Origin of the sequence: Streptomyces sp. NPDC051183, assembly GCF_040682455.1 — a bacterium.
Taxonomy (GTDB): domain Bacteria; phylum Actinomycetota; class Actinomycetes; order Streptomycetales; family Streptomycetaceae; genus Streptomyces.
In genome coordinates, this window is sequence record NZ_JBFBBA010000007.1 from 183,691 (window position 1) to 202,145 (window position 18,455).

18 protein-coding genes and 2 pseudogenes are annotated in these 18,455 nt (G+C 73.0%); 11 read left to right on the plus strand and 9 right to left on the minus strand.

All coding sequences use genetic code 11. From position 1 onward, the window contains the following. Positions 1 to 18: 18 nt before the first annotated feature. The 8 genes from AB0M99_RS08650 to AB0M99_RS08685 all read left to right on the plus strand — a co-directional run bounded on the left by AB0M99_RS08650 (position 19) and on the right by AB0M99_RS08685 (position 7,542). Positions 19 to 987 carry a WYL domain-containing protein gene (locus tag AB0M99_RS08650; RefSeq protein WP_365918007.1) on the plus strand — a complete coding sequence of 323 codons (969 nt, stop codon included), beginning with the start codon at positions 19 to 21 and terminating at the stop codon, positions 985 to 987. A gap of 15 nt (positions 988 to 1,002) precedes the next feature. Beyond that, the gene (locus AB0M99_RS08655) at positions 1,003 to 1,251 is read left to right on the plus strand and encodes a hypothetical protein (RefSeq protein ID WP_365918009.1); all 249 of its coding nucleotides are present in this window, start codon (positions 1,003 to 1,005) and stop codon (positions 1,249 to 1,251) included. 26 nt (positions 1,252 to 1,277) lie between these two features. Next, positions 1,278 to 1,478, plus strand: coding sequence for a hypothetical protein (locus AB0M99_RS08660; RefSeq protein WP_365918011.1), 201 nt, complete (start codon positions 1,278 to 1,280; stop codon positions 1,476 to 1,478). Positions 1,479 to 1,651: 173 nt separating this feature from the next. Further along, entirely contained in the window at positions 1,652 to 1,945 is a 294-nt protein-coding gene (gene tatA, locus AB0M99_RS08665) for a Sec-independent protein translocase subunit TatA (RefSeq protein WP_365918013.1), read from the plus strand. Positions 1,946 to 1,997: 52 nt separating this feature from the next. Next, complete coding sequence (gene tatC / locus AB0M99_RS08670) at positions 1,998 to 2,963, plus strand: twin-arginine translocase subunit TatC (protein WP_365918015.1); 966 nt, start codon at positions 1,998 to 2,000, stop codon at positions 2,961 to 2,963. A 17-nt stretch (positions 2,964 to 2,980) separates the two neighbouring features. Continuing rightward, positions 2,981 to 3,868, plus strand: a complete 888-nt coding sequence (locus AB0M99_RS08675) for a diacylglycerol kinase (RefSeq protein ID WP_365918017.1) — start codon at positions 2,981 to 2,983, stop codon at positions 3,866 to 3,868. Positions 3,869 to 3,914: 46 nt separating this feature from the next. Then, on the plus strand, positions 3,915 to 6,767 hold the full coding sequence (locus AB0M99_RS08680; protein WP_365918019.1) for a DEAD/DEAH box helicase: 2,853 nt from the start codon (positions 3,915 to 3,917) through the stop codon (positions 6,765 to 6,767). Between the two features lie 91 nt (positions 6,768 to 6,858). Beyond that, the gene (locus tag AB0M99_RS08685) at positions 6,859 to 7,542 is read left to right on the plus strand and encodes a helix-turn-helix domain-containing protein (RefSeq protein WP_365918021.1); all 684 of its coding nucleotides are present in this window, start codon (positions 6,859 to 6,861) and stop codon (positions 7,540 to 7,542) included. A gap of 46 nt (positions 7,543 to 7,588) precedes the next feature. Here the strand turns inward: AB0M99_RS08685 and AB0M99_RS08690 are convergent, their stop codons facing one another. The 5 genes and pseudogenes from AB0M99_RS08690 to AB0M99_RS08710 all read right to left on the minus strand — a co-directional run bounded on the left by AB0M99_RS08690 (position 7,589) and on the right by AB0M99_RS08710 (position 11,080). Continuing rightward, positions 7,589 to 8,554, minus strand: a complete 966-nt coding sequence (locus tag AB0M99_RS08690; RefSeq protein WP_365918023.1) for a pseudouridine synthase — start codon at positions 8,552 to 8,554, stop codon at positions 7,589 to 7,591. A gap of 18 nt (positions 8,555 to 8,572) precedes the next feature. After that, positions 8,573 to 9,052, minus strand: coding sequence for a DUF3471 domain-containing protein (locus AB0M99_RS08695; RefSeq protein ID WP_365918116.1), 480 nt, complete (start codon positions 9,050 to 9,052; stop codon positions 8,573 to 8,575). Positions 9,053 to 9,061: 9 nt separating this feature from the next. Continuing rightward, positions 9,062 to 9,421, minus strand: a pseudogene (locus tag AB0M99_RS08700) (hypothetical protein); the annotation flags it as partial. Beyond that, positions 9,382 to 10,083: pseudogene (locus tag AB0M99_RS08705) on the minus strand (siderophore-interacting protein); the annotation flags it as partial. The pseudogenes AB0M99_RS08700 and AB0M99_RS08705, both read right to left, overlap by 40 nt. 91 nt (positions 10,084 to 10,174) lie before the next feature. Next, on the minus strand, positions 10,175 to 11,080 hold the full coding sequence (locus tag AB0M99_RS08710) for a 5'-3' exonuclease (RefSeq protein WP_365918118.1): 906 nt from the start codon (positions 11,078 to 11,080) through the stop codon (positions 10,175 to 10,177). A 324-nt stretch (positions 11,081 to 11,404) separates the two neighbouring features. Between AB0M99_RS08710 and AB0M99_RS08715 the strand changes: the two genes are divergently transcribed. Continuing rightward, positions 11,405 to 11,953: an XRE family transcriptional regulator gene (locus tag AB0M99_RS08715; RefSeq protein WP_365918120.1), complete on the plus strand. Its 549-nt coding sequence runs from the start codon at positions 11,405 to 11,407 to the stop codon at positions 11,951 to 11,953. A 5-nt stretch (positions 11,954 to 11,958) separates the two neighbouring features. Further along, positions 11,959 to 12,684 (plus strand): helical backbone metal receptor, encoded by a 726-nt coding sequence (locus tag AB0M99_RS08720; protein WP_365918025.1) that lies wholly within the window; start codon positions 11,959 to 11,961, stop codon positions 12,682 to 12,684. Here AB0M99_RS08720 and AB0M99_RS08725 read toward each other — a convergent pair. Then, positions 12,681 to 13,817, minus strand: coding sequence for a TDT family transporter (locus AB0M99_RS08725; RefSeq protein ID WP_365918027.1), 1,137 nt, complete (start codon positions 13,815 to 13,817; stop codon positions 12,681 to 12,683). The two genes, AB0M99_RS08720 and AB0M99_RS08725, sit on opposite strands and share 4 nt — an antisense overlap. A gap of 70 nt (positions 13,818 to 13,887) precedes the next feature. Here AB0M99_RS08725 and AB0M99_RS08730 point away from each other — a divergent pair, with 70 nt between their 5' ends. Next, positions 13,888 to 14,817, plus strand: coding sequence for a LysR family transcriptional regulator (locus AB0M99_RS08730; RefSeq protein WP_365918029.1), 930 nt, complete (start codon positions 13,888 to 13,890; stop codon positions 14,815 to 14,817). A 492-nt stretch (positions 14,818 to 15,309) separates the two neighbouring features. Here the strand turns inward: AB0M99_RS08730 and AB0M99_RS08735 are convergent, their stop codons facing one another. The 3 genes from AB0M99_RS08735 to AB0M99_RS08745 form a co-directional block, all read right to left on the minus strand. Next, the gene (locus tag AB0M99_RS08735; RefSeq protein WP_365918031.1) at positions 15,310 to 16,035 is read right to left on the minus strand and encodes a gamma-glutamyl-gamma-aminobutyrate hydrolase family protein; all 726 of its coding nucleotides are present in this window, start codon (positions 16,033 to 16,035) and stop codon (positions 15,310 to 15,312) included. Positions 16,036 to 16,072: 37 nt separating this feature from the next. Then, on the minus strand, positions 16,073 to 17,539 hold the full coding sequence (gene eat, locus AB0M99_RS08740; RefSeq protein ID WP_365918033.1) for an ethanolamine permease: 1,467 nt from the start codon (positions 17,537 to 17,539) through the stop codon (positions 16,073 to 16,075). Positions 17,540 to 17,660: 121 nt separating this feature from the next. After that, positions 17,661 to 18,407: an FCD domain-containing protein gene (locus tag AB0M99_RS08745; RefSeq protein ID WP_365918035.1), complete on the minus strand. Its 747-nt coding sequence runs from the start codon at positions 18,405 to 18,407 to the stop codon at positions 17,661 to 17,663. Positions 18,408 to 18,455 lie beyond the last annotated feature (48 nt).

The following is an 18,455-nucleotide window of genomic DNA, read 5'->3' on the forward strand; positions in this document are numbered from 1 at the left end:
AGGGGGAGACGTACCAGCATGGCTGCCAACGCCATCGACCAGACGCGCCGGATGCTGTCCCTGGTGACGTACCTGCGCGAGCGCCCCGGCGCACACGTCGCCGACGTCGCCCGCGCCTTCGGGATCACCGAGGACGAGCTGATCTCGGACCTCGACGTGCTGCCCATGTGCGGGACCAGCTTCCGCGGCGGGGACCTGCTCGACATCGACACCGACGGGGAGCGCATCTGGTGGCGCAATCCCGACGCCTCGGGGGAGTCCACCGCCGAGCCGCTGCGGCTGGCCGCCGACGAGGCGACCGCGCTGCTGGTCGCCGCCCGCGCCGTGGCCACCCTGCCCGGCCTGCGCGAGAGCGACCGGGACGCGCTGCTGCGGGCCACCGCCAAGCTGGAGGCCGCCGCGGGCGAGGTCGCCGGGGCCAGCGCCCGGCTGTCGGTGACCTTCGAGTCCGAGGGCGGGGTCTTCGCCGACGTGGACCGGGCCATCGCCGAGCGCCGCCGGCTGTGGCTGCGCTACTACTCGCCCGCGCGCGACGAGCTCACCGAGCGCACGGTCGACCCGATCAGGCTCTTCGCGGTGGGGCACACCTACATGGAGGGGTGGTGCCACCTCTCCGAGGCCCGGCGCACCTTCCGCCTCGACCGGGTGGCCGAGATCAGGCTGCTCGACGAGCGGGCCGACCCGCCCGCCATCGAGCCGCGCGACCTGTCCGAGGGGCTCGTCCAGCCGGCCGCCGAGGACCCGGAGGTCGTGGTCGAGGTGGGTCCGGGCGGGCGCTGGGTGGCCGAGTACTACCCGCACGACAGCGCCGAGGAGCTCGCCGACGGCGGGCTGCGCATCACCCTGCGCAGCCCGGACCCGGCCTCGCTGCGCCGGCTCGCGCTGCGCCTGGGCCGCGAGGGGCGCATCGTGGCGCCGGTGGAGCTGGCGGACAGCGCCCGGCAGGCGGCGCGGGAAGCACTGGCGGGATACGGGGAACAGGGCTGAGGGGAGCGCCGAGCGATGTCGCCAACGTCCGGGACACCAGGGACATCCGGGACACCGGTCGCCTTCAAGGCGGCCTGTCCCGACTGCCGAGCCCGCTTCGAGCTGGACGCGGGCGCCCTGCGCCTGGCCATCGGCGGCAGCAGGCGCACCACCTTCTACTCCTTCACCTGCCCCGAGTGCGGTGCCTCCGTACGCAAACCGGCCGGTGAGCGCATCGTGGAGCTGCTGACCGGTGGCGGCGTGAGCACCCTGCGCAGCATCTGAGACGGGTGGTGGCCTAGGCTCTTCCCATGCTGTGGCCGATGCTCGCAATTGCCCTGGGCTTCCTCGGGCTCGCCGTCCTCGCCGTCCTCGCGGTGCGGGTGTTCGTGGAGGTGCGGCGGCTGTCGACGCAGGTCGCGGAGGCCAGCCGCCGGATCACGGACGCCTCCGGCGACCTGGAGCGGGCGGCGGGAGACCTGGCGCGCGCGGGCCGGGCCGCACGGCCGTAGCAATGGTGGGACAACAGTCGTACTGTCGGACTGCCGCGCAAGCGGGGAGACCCCGGGGGATTGCCTGGCGTTAACCCCCGGGGGTTACGATCCTTGTCAGAGCGGCCGCCGGATCTTGGATCCGGGCCGCCTGGCCACCACAACCAGCCGTTTCGGTGAGAAGGAAGACACACATGATCGGCAATCTGAAGCCCCTTGAGATCCTTCTGATCATCGCTGTCATCGTGCTGCTGTTCGGCGCCAAGAAGCTCCCCGACATGGCCCGCTCGCTCGGGAAGTCCGCCCGCATCCTCAAGAGCGAGGCCAAGGCGATGAAGAAGGACGGCGAGGCCGACGACGCCGCCGCGGCCCCGGTCGCCGACGCCGCCCCGCAGCAGCCGGCCGCCCCCCGCACCATCCAGGCCGCGCCCGGTGACGTCACCAGCGCCCGCCCGGTGAGCGAGCCGAACCACACCACCAAGAGCTGACAACGGCCGGTCACGGCGCGCCAGTCATCTGCAACGAGACAAGGGACGTGGGTTGCTCAAGTCTGCCCGCAAGCAGGGGAAGCAGGACCAGAAGGCGAAGGACGCCGAAGGGCGGATGCCTCTCGTCGAGCACCTGCGTGAGCTGAGAAACCGCCTGCTGAAGTCGGTACTGGCGATTCTCGTCATCACCATCGTGGCGGCGGTCTACTACCGGCCGATCATCGACTTCCTGCTGGAGCCCATGCTCAGCTCCGTCGGCTGCGTCAACGGCGCCACGGTCCAGCGCAACGGCGCGCCCTGCGCCGAGATGACCACCAGCGGTCTGACCGCGCCGTTCTCCATCGCGCTGAAGGTCGGCCTGTCCGCCGGCATCGTGCTCTCGGCCCCGGTCTGGCTCTACCAGCTGTGGGCGTTCGCCGCCCCGGGCCTGCACAGGAGCGAGAAGAAGTACGCGCTGAGCTTCGTCGCGGTCGGCGCGCCGCTGTTCCTGACCGGCGCCGTGCTCGCGTACAAGATCCTGCCCCAGACGGCGGAGATCCTCCTCGGCTTCACGCCCGACCACGTCAAGAACCTGCTGCCGGTCGACGACTACCTCGACCTGGTCACGCGCATGGTCGTGGTCTTCGGCATCGCCTTCGAGCTGCCTCTGATGCTGGTGCTGCTGAACTTCACCGGCGTCCTCACCGCCAAGCGCCTCGCCGGCTGGTGGCGCGCCATGGTCCTCGGCATCACGGTCTTCGCCGCCTTCGCCACGCCCACCGGCGATCCGATCACCATGCTGACCCTGGCCTCGCCGATCGTGGCCCTGTACTTCTTCGCGCTGGGCGTGTGCCTCCTCAACGACCGCAGGCGCAAGCGCAACAACCCCGACGCCGGCCTCGACGACGACGAGGCCTCGCAGCTCGACCTGACCCCCTCCGACCTCGGCGACGTCGAGACGGTGGCGGCGCCCGGCGCGCTGCCCGAGCAGGCCGACGGGGGCCGGCACCGGATCAACGGTTACGACGACGCGACCTGACAGGTACATTCCGGTGGGTGAGCGCTGAGATCACCCTCTTCGTCAATCCCACCGCGGGACGCGGCCGGGGCGCGCACGCCGCGCAGCCGGCCGCTTCCGCTCTCCGGGCCGCGGGTTTCTGCGTACGGACGGTCGTCGGCGCCGACGCCGAGGACGCGCTGGCCCGGCTGCGGACCGCCGTGCGCGAGGGCACCGGGGCGGTGATCGCGGTCGGCGGCGACGGCATGGTCTCCCTCGCCCTCCAGGCGCTGGCCGGGACGCTGGTGCCGCTCGGAGTGGTCGCGGTGGGCACCGGCAACGACTTCGCCCGCTCGCTCGGCCTGCCCGTACGGGAACCCGCGCAGGCGGGCCGGCTGGCCGCAGAGGCGCTCAAGGAGAGCCGGATCCGGGAGATCGACCTGGGGCGTGCGGCCGGCAAGTGGTACGGGACCGTGCTGTGCTCCGGTTTCGACTCGCGGGTCAACGACCGGGGCAACCGGATGCGGCTGCCGGCGGGCCGGTTCAAGTACGACCTGGCCATGGTCGCGGAGCTGGCCGCCTTCAAGCCCTTCCCGTACCGGATCACCCTGGACGACGGCGCGGTGATCGAGACCGAGGCCACGCTGGTGGCCGTCGGCAACGGGTCCTCCTACGGCGGCGGGATGCGCATCTGCGCCGACGCCGTCCCCGACGACGGCCTGTTCGACATCACGGTCGTCGGCGACTGCAGCCGCGCCACCCTCCTCAAGGTCTTCCCGCAGGTCTACAAGGGGACCCACCTCAGCCACCCGAAGGTGACCGTCCACCGTGCGGCGAAGGTGACCCTGGAGGCCGCCGGGATCACCGCCTACGCGGACGGCGAGCCGCTCGGGCCGCTGCCGGTGACCGCCGAGTGCGTACCCGGGGCGCTGCGCCTGCTCACTTAAATGATCGCGACTGTTGTCAGAGGTGACGGGTAGGCTCGATACCAAGATGACCGAAGAACTCTCCCCCGCCGAGCGGTACGCCGCTGCCCGGATCCGCGCCGCCGAAGAGGCCACCGCCCTGGCCCCCTTCCGCGAGCTGTACGACTTCGACCTGGACCCCTATCAGGTCGAGGCCTGCAAGGCACTGGAGGCCGACAAGGGCGTGCTGGTGGCCGCCCCGACCGGCTCGGGCAAGACGATCGTCGGCGAGTTCGCCGTGCACCTTGCCCTCCGGCAGGGCCGCAAGTGCTTCTACACGACGCCCATCAAGGCCCTGTCGAACCAGAAGTACGCCGACCTCGTCAAGCGCTACGGCGCCGACAAGGTCGGCCTGCTGACGGGCGACAACAGCGTCAACTCCGAGGCGCCCGTGGTCGTGATGACCACCGAGGTGCTCCGCAACATGCTGTACGCGGGCTCGCAGTCGCTGCGCGGTCTCGGCTACGTCGTGATGGACGAGGTGCACTACCTCTCCGACCGGTTCCGCGGAGCCGTCTGGGAGGAAGTGATCATCCACCTCCCCGAGTCGGTGACCCTGGTCTCCCTCTCCGCCACCGTCTCCAACGCCGAGGAGTTCGGCGACTGGCTGGACACGGTGCGCGGCGACACCGAGGTGATCGTCTCCGAGGAGCGGCCCGTACCGCTGTGGCAGCACGTCATGGCCGGCCGGCGGATCTACGACCTCTTCGAGGAGGAGTCCGACCACGGCGGCCGCGGCTCCGCCCGCCGGGAGGTCAACCCCGACCTGCTGCGGATGGCGCGCGAGGAGAACACCCGGACGTACAACCCGAAGGACCGGCGGCGCGGCAAGATGGTCCGCGAGGCCGACCGCGAGCGCGAGCGGCGCTCCCGCAGCCGGATCTGGACCCCGGGCCGCCCCGAGGTCATCGCCCGCCTGGACAACGACGGGCTGCTGCCCGCCATCAACTTCATCTTCAGCCGGGCCGGCTGCGAAGCCGCCGTCCAGCAGTGCCTGTTCGCGGGCCTGCGGCTCAACGACGACTCCGCTCGGCTGAAGGTGCGCGAGATCGTCGAGGAGCGGACCGCCTCCATCCCCACCGAGGACCTGCACGTCCTGGGGTACTACGAGTGGCTCGAAGGGCTGGAGCGGGGCATCGCCGCGCACCACGCGGGCATGCTCCCCACCTTCAAGGAGGTCGTCGAGGAGCTGTTCGTACGCGGCCTCGTCAAGGCCGTCTTCGCCACCGAGACCCTCGCGCTGGGCATCAACATGCCCGCGCGGACGGTGATCCTGGAGAAGCTGGTCAAGTGGAACGGCGAACAGCACGCCGACATCACCCCCGGCGAGTACACGCAGCTCACCGGCCGGGCCGGGCGGCGCGGCATCGACGTCGAGGGCCACGCCGTCGTGCTGTGGCAGCGCGGCATGGACCCGGCGGCGCTCGCCGGGCTCGCGGGCACCCGTACGTATCCGCTGCGCTCCAGCTTCAAGCCCTCGTACAACATGGCCGTCAACCTCGTGCAGCAGTTCGGGCGGCACCGCTCGCGCGAGCTGCTGGAGACCTCCTTCGCGCAGTTCCAGGCCGACCGCTCGGTCGTCGGGATCTCCCGCCAGGTGCAGCGCAACGAGGAGGGCCTGGAGGGCTACCGGGAGGGCATGACCTGCCACCTCGGCAACTTCGAGGAGTACGCGCAGCTGCGCCGCGACCTCAAGGACCGCGAGACCGACCTGGCCAAGCAGGGTGCGGCGCAGCGGCGGGTGCAGGCGGCCGGTTCGCTGGAGAAGCTCAAGCCGGGCGACGTCATCCACGTGCCGACCGGCAAGTTCGCCGGGCTCGCGCTGGTCCTGGACCCGGGTGTGCCGGCGGGGCGGTCCAACGGGCACCGCGGGCACGAGTACACCGAGGGCCCGCGCCCGCTGGTGCTCACCGCCGAGCGGCAGGTCAAGCGGCTCGCCGCGATCGATTTCCCGGTCCCGGTCGAGGCCATCGAGCGGATGCGGATCCCCAAGACGTTCAACGCCCGTTCGCCGCAGTCCCGTCGGGACCTGGCCTCCCAGCTGCGCGCCAAGGCCGGGCACATCGCGCCCGACCGGCACAAGCGCGGCCGGGCGGCGGCCGCCGACGACCGGGAGATCACCCGGCTGCGCGCGGCGCTGCGGGCGCACCCCTGCCACGGCTGCGACGAGCGCGAGGACCACGCCCGCTGGGCGGAGCGATACCACCGGCTCAAGCGGGACACGCAGCAGCTGGAGCGGCGCATCGAGGGGCGGACGAACACCATCGCCCGCACCTTCGACCGGATCCACGCGCTGCTGACCGAACTGGACTACCTGCGCGAGGACGAGGTGACCGAGCACGGCCGGCGCCTTGCCCGGCTGTACGGCGAGCTCGACCTGCTGGCGTCGGAGTGCCTGCGCGCCGGTGTCTGGGAGGGCCTGAGCCCGGCCGAACTGGCCGCCTGCGTCTCGGCGCTGGTCTTCGAGGCGCGCCAGTCCGACGACGCGGTCGCCCCGAAGGTGCCCGGCGGCGCGGCGAAGGAGGCGCTCGGCGAGATGGTCCGCATCTGGGGCCGGCTCGACGCGCTGGAGGAGGAGCACCGCATCAACCAGGCGGAGGGCGTGGGCCAGCGCGAGCCGGACCTGGGCTTCGCGTGGGCGGCGTACCAGTGGGCCTCCGACAAGAGCCTGGACGAGGTGCTGCGCGAGGCGGAGATGCCGGCCGGCGACTTCGTGCGCTGGTGCAAGCAGGTCATCGACGTGCTGGGGCAGGTGGCCGCCGCGGCACCGTCCTCCTCGGCTCCGCCGTCTTCGGAGGGCGGGAGCACGGTGGCGCGAAATGCCCGTAAGGCCGTGGACGCGCTGCTTCGGGGCGTAGTGGCCTACAGCTCGGTCGGATAGGCCCTCTTGGGGCTTCCTCCGAAGATTGGGATGGCCGGATCTCATCTCTTGCCATGATCGATTCGGCGTGCGCTGTGCGACGATCGAGCCCATGAGCGGGGGAGCGGGCGAGGGTGCGAGACGGGTCGGTCGGCCGCGTGCCGATCAGCTGAGACCGGACAGTGGCCGGCCGCCGCGCGAGGAACTCCTCTGCGCGGCGGCCGAGCTGTTCACCGTCAAAGGGTACGCGGCCACCACCACGCGGGCGGTGGCCGAACGGGCCGGAATGCGCCAGGCCACGATGTACCACTACTTCGGCGGCAAGGAGGAACTCCTCGCCGAACTCCTGGAGTCCACGGTCGCCCCCTCGCTGGTACTGGCCCGCCGGCTGCTCGCCGAACCGCAGCGCTCCGCGGCCGAGCGGCTCTGGGAGCTGTGCCGCTCCGACGTGCTGCTGCTGTGCGGGGGGCCGTACAACCTGGGCGCCCTCTACCTCCTGCCCGAGGTGGGCGGCGCGCGGTTCATCCAGTTCCGCCGGATGCGCCTCGAACTGAAGGACGTCTACCGGACGTTGCTCGACGCCACTCCCGCCGGGGGCGAACTGGCGGGGGACCGGGCCGGGCTGGCGCTGCGCAACGACCTCGTCTTCGGGCTCATCGAGGGCGTCATGCTGATACACCGCGCCGATCCGGCGCGGCCGGTGGCTGCCTTCGCGGAGGCCACCGCCGACGCGGCGCTGCGGATCGCGGGCGTGGGCCGGCCCTCCCCGCCGGCGCAGGCTGCCCGGCCGGGCTAGGGGGTGCCAGGCGGGCCGGGCCCGGCCATGATCCGCCAGACACCCCCTAACCGGCCCGACCGGCCTCCCAGGCCTCCGGGTCGTTCCAGGCCTGGAGGGTGCGGCCGCTCTCGAAGCGGTGCGCCGTACCGGTGACGGGATCGGTGAACTCCAGGACCTTGGCCAGCAGTTGCAGCGGGCGGCGGTAGTCCTGCGGCGCCGGGTCGGTGACCCGCGGGTAGACCGGGTCGCCGAGGATCGGCAGGCCCAGGCCGTTCATGTGCACCCGCAGCTGGTGGGTCCGGCCGGTGTGCGGGACCAGCCGGTAGCGCCCCAGGGCGCCCTTGGCCCCGGTGAGTTCGACCACGCTCTCCGCGTTCGGCTCGGCGCCCGGGACCTCCACCGCGGCGATGACCCCGCGCACCTTCTCGATGTGGCTGCGGACCGTTCGGGGCGCGGCGAGCCCGGGGTCCAGGGCCGCGAGCGCCTCGTACTCCTTGCTGATCCGCCGCTCCTGGAACAGCGTCTGGTACGCGCCGCGGTCCTCGGGGCGGATGCTGAACATCACCAGTCCCGCGGTCAGCCGGTCCAGCCGGTGCGCCGGGCTGAGCTCGGGCAGGTCCAGCTCCTGGCGCAGCCGCGCCAGGGCCGTCTGGAAGACGTGGCTGCCGCGCGGGGTCGTGGCCAGGAAGTGCGGCTTGTCGACCACCAGCAGATGGGCGTCGCGGTGGACGACGGGGATCGGGAACGGCACGGCCGGCTCCTGCGGCATGTCCCGGTGGAACCACAGGTAGGCGCCGGGCTCGTACGGGTCCCGCGCGTGCAGCACCCGGCCGCCGGCCCCCAGCACCCGGCCCGTGGCCAGCAGGTGGGCCATGGACTCGGCGCCGCGGGTGCCGGCGTAGCGCGCGGTGAGCCAGGCGCCGAGATCGGGCCACGTCCCGTCCGGATCGCCGGGCAGGCGCAGGCGGACCGGGTCGATGCCGGCGATCTGGGGGAGGGGCGACTCGGGGGCGCGCTTGTGGCGTTTCATCGGGTCCAGGCTATGCGGCTACTTCTGGGTGAAGGTGCCCAGGTGGTTGCCGTCCAGGTACTCCACGCGGACGGTGCCGTCGGCGAAGACCACCCCGGTGCGGCCCACCGCGTTCTCGCCCGCGGTCTCGAAGCTGAAGGTGTTGCCGTCGTAGTGGGTCAGCGGGAAGCGCATCGGCTTCGGGCCGAGGGAGAGGGTGAGGACGCCGTCGGCGCCCTTCGCCACGGTGAGCCTGCCGTAGTAGGGGTTGTCGTAGGTGCCGGTGTACGCCGAGTCGTCCTGGGGCGGCTTCGCACCCGACGGCGGGTGCGCGTAGTCGGTGGGGGAGCGTCCCGCGGTCTCCATCTGCGCGTACAGGGCGCCGGCCAGGGCCAGCCAGTCCGCGGTCGGCTTGCCGTGTTCGGCCGTGTCGAAGAAGTCCAGCGCCACGGCGTCGGCGAGGCCGACCGGGGCGCCGTTGGTCAGCACGACGATGCCGAGCCGCTCCAGCGGGAGCATCGTGACGTGGGTGTTGGCGCCGAGCTCGAAGGCGCCGGAGTGGCTCAGGCGCAGCCGGCCGGCCTCGTCGTAGAAGACGTTCCAGCCGAGCCCGTAGAAGACCGTGGGGCGGCCGGCGGTGGTCGGCTGCGACACGATCTGCGGCAGGTGCGTGCGGGCCAGGGTGTCGGCGGGGACGATCTGCTGCCCGTCGAGGGAGCCGCCGCCGAGCTGGAGGTCCGCCGGTCCGCGGATCAGTGCGTGGAGAGACGTTCCTGTTCGGCCTCGACCGCGGCGTTCCAGTCGCGCTTGATCGCGCGCCAGCCCTCGTCCGTCTCGCCCAGGCGCCAGTAGCCCGAGATGGACAGGCGCTCGCGGGGGATGCCGCGCTCCACGCGCAGGTGGCGGCGGAGCTCCTTCACGAAGCCCGCCTCGCCGTGGACGAAGGCGTGCACGTCCGCCGAGGGGAACTCCATGGAGGTCACGGCTTCCACCAGGGCCTCGCCGATCGGGCGGGAGCCGCGGTGGATCCAGACGGGGACGATCCCGCACGGGGTGGCGATCTTCTGCTCGTCGCGCGGGCCCTCGACCTCCACGAACGCGTGCACCTCGGCCCCGACCGGCATCCGCTCCAGCGTCGCGCCGATCGCCGGCAGCGCGCTCTCGTCGCCGACGAGGAGGTGCCAGCCGGCCTTCGGCTCCGGGGCGTACGCCCCGCCCGGGCCGAGGAAGCGTACGACTTCACCCGGCTGGGCGCGGGCGGCCCAGGGGCCGGCCAGGCCCTCGTCCCCGTGGACCACGAAGTCCAGGGTCAGCTCCAGGTGGGCCGGGTCCCAGCAGCGCACCGTGTACGCCCGCTGGCGCGGCCACTCCTCGCGCGGGTGCGCCGAGCGGATCTGCTCCAGGTCCCAGGGCTCGGCGTAGCGGACGCCGTCGGCGGCGAACAGCAGCTTGACGTAGTGGTCGGTGAACTCGCCCGCGCCGAAACCGGCCAGCCCCTCACCGCCCAGCACGATCCGCACCATGTGCGGCGTCAGCCGCTCGGTGCGCATGACGACTGCGGTGCCGACTTTGCGGACGCGTCCTTCTGCCACGGCGTTTCCCCTGACTCCCCAGAAACTTAGGATTACCTAAGTTAGCACCTCAGGGGTGCAGTGCGCTGCTCAGCCGCGACACGGCTCCGGCCAGACCCCACCGGTGCGCAAGAGCATCGACGAGTTCCGGCTGCGCGGGGACCGCCGGCAGGGCGGGATCGAACTCGGGCAGCGGGACGTCGGAGGCCACCTGCACCACCTTCGGGGCCACCGCCAGATATGGCCGGGACTCGTCCAGCCGCTTGCGCTGGGTGGGGGTCAGCTTCGACTTCGGATCGTCGATCGCGGCGATGATCCCGGCCAGCGTTCCGTACGCGTCGAGGAGCTTGGCCGCCGTCTTCTCGCCGATGCCCGGCACGCCCGGCAGGCCGTCGCTCGGGTCGCCGCGCAGCAGGGCCAGGTCCGCGTACCCGGGGCCGTCCACCCCGTACTTCTCGCGCAGCCAGGCCTCGTCCGTCACCTGCAGGGAGCCGACGCCCTTCAGCGGGTACAGCACGCGCCGCCCCTTGGCGTCGTCCACCAGCTGGTAGAGGTCCCGGTCGCCCGTGACGATGTCCACCGGACCGGTGGCGCGGGCCGTCAGGGTGCCGATCACGTCGTCCGCCTCGTACCCGGCGACCCCCACGCGGGCGATCCCGAACGCGTCCAGGGCCGCCTCGATGATCGGCACCTGCGGGGCCAGCGTGTCCGGGGTCTCCTCCAGGTCCGGGCCGGTGGCGGTCTCCTCGGCGACCCGGTGGGCCTTGTACGAGGGGATCAGCTCGACCCGCCAGTGCGGCCGCCAGTCGGCGTCCATGCACGCCACCAGATCGTCCGGCCGGTGGTCCTGCACCAGGCGCCCGATGAAGTCGAGCAGCCCGCGCACGGCGTTGACCGGGGTGCCGTCGGGGGCCTTCACGGAGTCCGGCACGCCGAAGTACGCGCGGTAGTAGAGGGAAGCGGTGTCCAGCAGCATCAGGCGTCGTGTCGTCGTCACGATCACGATGATGCCGCACCCCGTCCCCGGGCCCGGCGGCCACCGCCCGCACCGGGGGCGGGCGCGGAGCGCGGGACCACCGGGAAAACGCTCGATGCGCGGTGGGCCGGTCCGCTCGTGCACGCGAAACCGGGGGCGGTTGCTGCGTAAGGTGCTTACAGCACACCCATGTGCGACGGACAAGGGGAGGGCAGCCCCGACATGAACGACAGGGACGGCACGCAAGACCTGTACACAGCGGACGGCAAGAGCGACCGGAACGACAAGGACGACAAGCACAAGGACGCCAAGGAACCGCTCCGGGTGGGCGTGGCCGTGCGCAAGCGGCGCCGCGCGCTGCACCTGACGCTCGCCGCCGTGTCGGCGCGCAGCGGCCTGTCGGTGCCCTTCCTGAGCCAGATAGAGAACGAGCGGGCCCGGCCCAGCATGCGGTCCCTGGAACGGGTCGCGGACGCGCTGGAGACCACCGCCGTCGAACTGCTGGCCGCCTCCGACACCGCGCGCACGGTGGACCTCGTACGGGCCGGCGACGACTCCGGGCTCACCCCCGTCCCCGGGGTGCGGCCCCTGGTGCGCGGGCACCACCAGCTGCACGCGCTGGAGTTCACCGGGGACCAGGACGCGGGCCGCGAGTACCAGCACCGCAACGACGAGCTGATGTACGTGGTCTCCGGCGCGTGCCAGGTGGAGGCCGAGGGGCGGGCGTACCGGCTGGAGAGCGGCGACGCGCTGTTCCTCTCCGGCGGCGTGCGGCACCGGTGGCGGGCCGTCACCGAGGACACCCGGATCCTCGTCGTCGCGGTCGGGGACCACATCCACGCCACCTCCGAGCCGCCGGCGCCGGGGCGCTGAGCCGGATGCGGGTCGTCTCGCTGGTGCCGTCGCTGACCGAGGCGGTGGCCGTGAGCGCGCCCGGACTGCTGGTCGGGGTGACCGACTGGTGCACGCACCCCGCGGACCTCGGGGGCGCGGCGCGGATCGGGGGCACGAAGAACCCCGACGTACGGGGGATCGCGGAGCTGCGCCCGGACCTGGTGATCGCCAACGAGGAGGAGAACCGGGCCCCGGACCTGGAGGCGCTGCGGGCGGCCGGGCTGGAGGTGCTGGTCACCGAGGTCCGCGACCTGCCGCAGGCGCTGAGCGAGCTGGACCGGGTACTGGTGGGGGCCTTGGGGCTGGAGCGGCCCGAGTGGCTGGCGCGGGCCGAGGCCGCGTGGGAGGACGTACGGCCCGTGGCGCCCGGCGGGCCGCTGACGGCCTTCGTGCCGGTGTGGCGCCGGCCCTGGATGGTGCTGGGCCGGGACACCTTCGCGGGCGACCTGCTGGCCCGGCTGGGCGTGCGCAACGTGTACGCCGGGCACGCGGAGCGCTACCCGCGCGTGCCGGTGGAGGAGCTGGCCGCCGCCGGGTGCGACCTGGTGGTGCTCCCCGACGAGCCGTACCGCTTCACGCGGACCGACGGCCCGGAGGCGTTCGCGCCCCTGCCGGCGGCGCTGGTCAGCGGCCGCCACCTGACCTGGTACGGCCCTTCGCTGGCGCAGGCCCCGGCGGTGCTGGCAGCCGCCCTGCGTCCGGCGACCTAGGCGGCCTGGCGGGGCGCGGCCAGCAGGCGGCCGGAGAAGAGGCCGCGCAGGGTGTGGACGGAGGCCAGGAGCCAGGCGGTGAGCAGGGCCAGGAACAGTGCGGCGGCGAGCCAGGAGAAGGCGGTCAGGCCGGTGTGGCGGGCCAGCCCGGCGGCGCCGGTGACGCAGGTGCCGACGGGGAAGGTCAGGGCCCACCAGGTCATGGCGAACCCCATGCCGCCCCGTGCGGCCCGGACCAGCATCGCGGCGGCCAGGGCCAGCCAGAGCAGGGCGAAGCCCATCACGGGGACTCCGTAGACCACCGCGAAGGCGCCGAACGCACCGGCGTAGGGGGCCGCGATCGACTGGGGTGCCATGTCGGCGAGCTGGTTGACGGCGGTGGTGGACTGCCCGAGGGGGCCGAGGACCAGGAACAGGGTCGGGGTGAGGGCCAGGGGCAGGGGCCCGTGCACGATCAGGCGGCCGAAGACCAGGGGGAGCATCAGCAGGGTGGCCAGCAGGCTGATGCCGAACATGGCGTAGCAGGCGAGGAGCAGGGCCTCGCGGGGCTGGCCGGAGGGCAGGTGGGGTATCAGCAGGGGGCCGAGGGCGGCGGAGACCATCGGGGCGACCAGGGGAAGCAGCCAGACGGGGGTGGCCTGCCCGGGCCCGACCTTGTGGCGGACCACCATCAGGTAGGGCACGACGACGGCCATGACCAGGCCGATCACGGTGCCGGCGGTGAAGAGGACCGCGTCCACGGCGACGGCGGCCCGGATGCCGATCAGGTCCTTGCCGACGATCAGGGTGCCGCCGCCGACGGCCAGCAGGGCCATCGAGAGGCAGCCGTAGAAGGGGGCGACGGCGGGGTCGAGGAGGTGGGCCCGGGCCTGGTCGCGGTGGTGGAGCCAGTGCCCGGCGCGGGCCGTGAGCACGACGGCGAGGGCCACGGCGGACAGGGCCCAGACGCCCAGGCAGGCCATGCGCTGGCCGGGGAGCTGGTACGGGAGGGTCGCGCCGGCATTGGCGATGATCGCCGTGCCCATGACGGAGGCGTACCAGTTGGGGCCGAGGTGACGAAGCGCCGGGGCCTTGTGGGCGGGGGCGGCTGCGGTCTCGGGGGCGGAGGCGGGTCGAACCAGGGTGGTGGCCATGGGTCGATGGTCCCGTCGGGGAGGGGCGGGGGGCAGAGACCACCTTCCTATGAGGACATAAACTGCACTTATGGGTAATGAGGAGTGGGCATCGCAGGTTCCGTTGGCGCACCGGGTACCGGACCTGGGCGCGCTGGAACTGCTGCTCGCGGTCGCGCGGGTCGGCAGCCTGAGCGGCGCCGCCCGGCGGCTGGGCATCACCCAGCCCGCGGCGAGCAGCCGGATCCGGGCGATGGAGACCCGGCTGGGGGTCGCGCTGGTGGACCGTTCCCCGCGCGGCTCGACGCTCACGGCGGAGGGCGCGCTCGTCACGGACTGGGCCCGGCGGGTGGTGGAGGCCGCGGAGGCCTTCGACGCGGGCGCGCAGGCGCTGCGCGGGCGGCGGGACTCGCGGCTGCGGGTGGCTGCCAGCATGACCATCGCCGAGTACCTGCTGCCCGGGTGGCTGATCGCCCTGCGCGGGGAGCGGCCCGACACGGCGGTGTCCCTGCACGCCGGCAACTCGGCGGACGTCGCCCAGCGGGTCCTCTCGCACGAGGCCGACCTCGGCTTCGTGGAGGGGCTCAGCGTCCCCGACGGGCTGGACTCGGCCGTCATCGCCCAGGACCGCCTGGTGGTGGCGGTGGCCCCGACGCACCCGTGGGCGCGGCGCTCGAAGGGGGTGGACCCGGCGGAGCTGGCCCGCAGCCCGCTGATCCTGCGGGAACGGGGGTCCGGGACGCGGCAGGTCCTGGACGCCGCGCTCGCCGCGTACGGGGGGCTTGCCGAGCCGCTGCTGGAGCTGGCCTCCACGACCGCCGTCAAGGCGGCGGCGGTGAGCGGGGCGGGGCCGTGCGTCATGTCGGAGCTGGCGCTGGTGGACGAGCTGGCGGCGCGCCGCCTGGTGTCCGTTCCGGTGGCGGGTGCGGCCCTGGCGCGTGCGCTGCGGGCCGTCTGGCCCACGGGCACCCGCCCGGCGGGCCCGGCGCGTGACCTGCTGTCGCTGACCCGGGGGCGTTAGGGGGTGTCCGCGGCGCTGCTCCCCGCCCCGCCCTTCCCCCGGGCGCGGTAGCGCCGTGTCTGTAGCCGCACCGGCGACCGGGGCGGGAACGGAGGAAGGGTGGGTAGGGGACCGCTCCGCGCAGCGGCGTGCCCCGGACCGCCGGGGGCCGTACGGGTGATGGGGAGTCGATTCCTCGCGCAGCGGACGGTGACCGGGGGGGGCGAGGGCACTGGAACGGTGGCCACTGCAAGTTTGTTGCCCTTCCGAGGTCCCCGCGCAACCGCACCACCTCGACGGCGACGGTCTTCACCGAGCCCGACTGCGAGGGCGACTTCTTCTCGCTGCGCCCGCTCACGGGCCGCGGCTCGGAGCGGCTGAAGATCCGCTCGGTCGTCTTCAGCTGATCCGGTCGGCCCGGCGTGGCCCGGACCCGTCGCGCGCCCGGAGGGCCTTCGTCAGCAGCCCGCCCGCGATGATCAGGGCCACGCCCAGCCACCACCCCCGGGGGCGTCAGGGGACGGGGACCGCCACGGGCTTCGGGAGGTCCCGGCGGGCGGCGGCCGCCTCGACGAGGGAGGCCATCACCCGGGTGTCCTTGTCCCGCTCCGGGTGCCACTGGACGCCCAGGACGTAGCGGGAGCCGTCGGGGTCCTCGATCGCCTCGACCGTGCCGTCGACCGCGTGGGCCGACACGATCAGGCCGCGGCCGAGGCGGTCCACCGCCTGGTGATGGTAGGTCGGGACCTCCGCCTCCTCCGGGACCAGCGCCGCGTACCGGGTGCCGGGCACCGGGCGTACCGGGTGCCAGGAGGTGACGCCCGGGGTGTCGACGTGGCCGTCGATGTGCTGGTGCAGCGTCCCGCCCAAGGCCACGTTCAGCGCCTGCATGCCCCGGCAGATCCCCAGCAGCGGCAGGCCGGACGCGAGCGCGGCCCCGATCAGCGCCAGCTCCCAGTGGTCGCGCACCGTGGCGGGCGCGCCCGTACGGGGATCGCGCGCGGCTCCGTAGTGGACCGGGTCCACGTCCGGGCCGCCCGCGATGACCAGGCCGTCCACCCGGCAGAGCACCTCCGCCGCCCGGCCGGGTTCGTCCGGTGGCAGCAGCACGGCCGCGCCGCCCGCCGCCTGGACGAGTTCGTAGTACCCGGTGGGAACGAGGGCGGTGGGAAGGTCCCAGACCCCGTAACGGGTGGACGCTTCCACGTAGGTGGAGATGCCGATGAGCGGCCTGTGCACGGTTGATACCTCCAGAGGGATGTTCGGGGGCAGGGTTTCAGTCGCGGGACAGTTCCGCCTCCGCTTCCGCGAGGGCCGCGAATTCTTCCTCGGGTGCGGAGGCCACCAGATGGTGCCGACTGTAGATCGCGAAGTAGGCGAGGGCGACGGCGTACACGGCGAGCGCGATGAATGCCGCGTCCTTGTCCACCAGGAAGGTGGCGACCAGGGCCGAGAGGGCGAGTACGAAGGCCACCGAGGAGGTCGCGACGCCGCCCGGAGTGCGGTACGGGCGCTCCAGGTCCGGCTCGCGGCGGCGCAGGACGATGTGGGAGAGGGCCATCAGGGCGTAGCTGATGGTCGCGCCGAAAACCGCGATGTTCAGCATGCGGGGGCCGTTGCCGGTGGCCGCGGCCAGGGCGAAGCCGATCGCGCCGGGGATCAGCAGACCCAGGTACGGGGCCTTGCGACGGGAGGTCAGGGAGAGGAAGCGCGGCAGGTAGCCCGCCCGGGACAGGGCGAACAGCTGGCGCGAGCCGGCGTAGATAAGGGAGAAGAAGGAGGCCACCAGCCCGGCGAGACCGGCGTAGTTGACGAAGGTCTTCAGCCAGGAGAGGCCGGGGTTGCCCTCCAGGGCGACGACCAGCGGGTTGCCCGCGTCCTTGATGGCGTCGGCGCCGCGCGCCCCGGTCGAGGCGAGGAAGGTGATCAGCGCGAGCAGGATCAGGATGCCCATGGAGATCGACAGGGCGCGGGGCATGGAGCGGACCGGGTCCTTGGCCTCCTCGGCCGCCAGCGGGACGCCCTCGACGCCGAGGAAGAACCACATGCCGAAGGGGAAGGCGGCCCAGATGCCGAGGATGCCCAGCGGCAGCCAGGAGCCCGCGCCGAAGGCGGTGGTGTCCACGGCGATGTCGTCGAGCTTGCCCGCGTCGAACTCGGTGAAGGCGCCGACCGCGAAGACGATCAGCGCGAGCACGGCGACGGCGGTGACGACGAGCGAGAAGCGCAGGGCCTCGCCGACACCCCAGAGGTGGATGCCGATGAAGACGGCGAAGCAGGCGAGGTAGACGGGCCAGCCGGAGGTGAGGCCGAAGAGGTTGAGGGACTCGACGTAGTCGCCGATGAAGATGGCGATGGCGGCGGGCGCGAGGATGTATTCGATGAGGATGGCGGTGCCGGTGAGGAAGCCGCCCCAGGTGCCCAGCGCCCGGCGGGCGAAGCCGTAGCCGCCGCCGGCGGTCGGCAGGATCGCCGACAGCTCCGCGAGGGAGAAGACCAGGCAGGCGTACATCGCGCCCATCAGGAGGGTCGCTATGGCGAGGCCGCCGAAACCGCCCTGGGCGAGGCCGATGTTCCAGCCGGAGAAGTCGCCGGAGACGACGTACGCGACTCCGAGGCCGGTGAGGAGCAGCCAGCCGGCGCTGCCGCGGCGCAGGGTGCGGCGCTCCAGGTAGCCGTCGCCCTCGGGGGACTGGGTGGGGTCGGGCACGGCTGTCAGCCGTGCCTCGGTGTCGTCGGCCATGTGCGCTCCTGCCTAGGGCAATGGTTGTGGGGCGTACCTTTGCCCCTCGGGAGTGGCGGGCGCAAGACCCGTGCGTTAAACAGGGGTTACGAATACCTCTCCGGGCGCCCGGGGCCCCGCCTCAGGCCAGGAAGCCCCGCAGCAGCGCGGCCGTGCCGCAGCAGTGCTCGCGCATCACCTCGCGCGCCGCGTCCGCGTCCCGCTCCAGCACCGCCTCCACCAGCGTGGTGTGCTGCTGCTGCGAGTGCTCCAGGTTGCGCACCAGCAGCGGGATGCAGTCCAGCAGGTCGTTGACGGTGGCCCGGACCGCCGCGTACTGGGCCGTGAGCGTGGCGGATCCGGCGAGTTCGCACAGGGTGAGGTGGAAGAGGGTGTCCTGGCGCCGGTAGTCGGCGAGCTGGGCGTCATGGGTGGCCGTCAGCGCCCCGAGCAGCCGCTCCGCGCCGTCCTCGGTCAGCCCCTGGGAGGCGCACAGTCCGGCCGCGCCCACCTCCAGCACCTCGCGGAACCGCAGGACGTCCTCGATGTCCACGCCCGCCACCCGCCGTCGGAGCTCCTCCTCGGCGCCGCCCGCCGGGGTGTCGGGGCGGGGCAGCACGAACGTTCCGCCGTACCGGCCGCGCCGGGCCTCCACCAGGCCCTGGTCCTGGAGGACCTTCAGCACCTCGCGGAGCGTGACCCGGCTGATGCCCATCCGCTCGGCCAGCTCCCGCTCGGGCGGGAGCCGTTCCCCGCCGGGCACCAGCCCGAGCCGGACCACTTGCAGGATCTGCTCCAGCGCCTCCTCGAAACCGCTGCCCGCCCGCACCTGGCGCAGTACGGGATTCAGCCGCGCGACGGCGCCGCCTTCACTCGCCGCATCGGTCATGTCGGCTCCTCCCCTTCCCAAGCAATGGTTCTATTCAATACCTTAGGC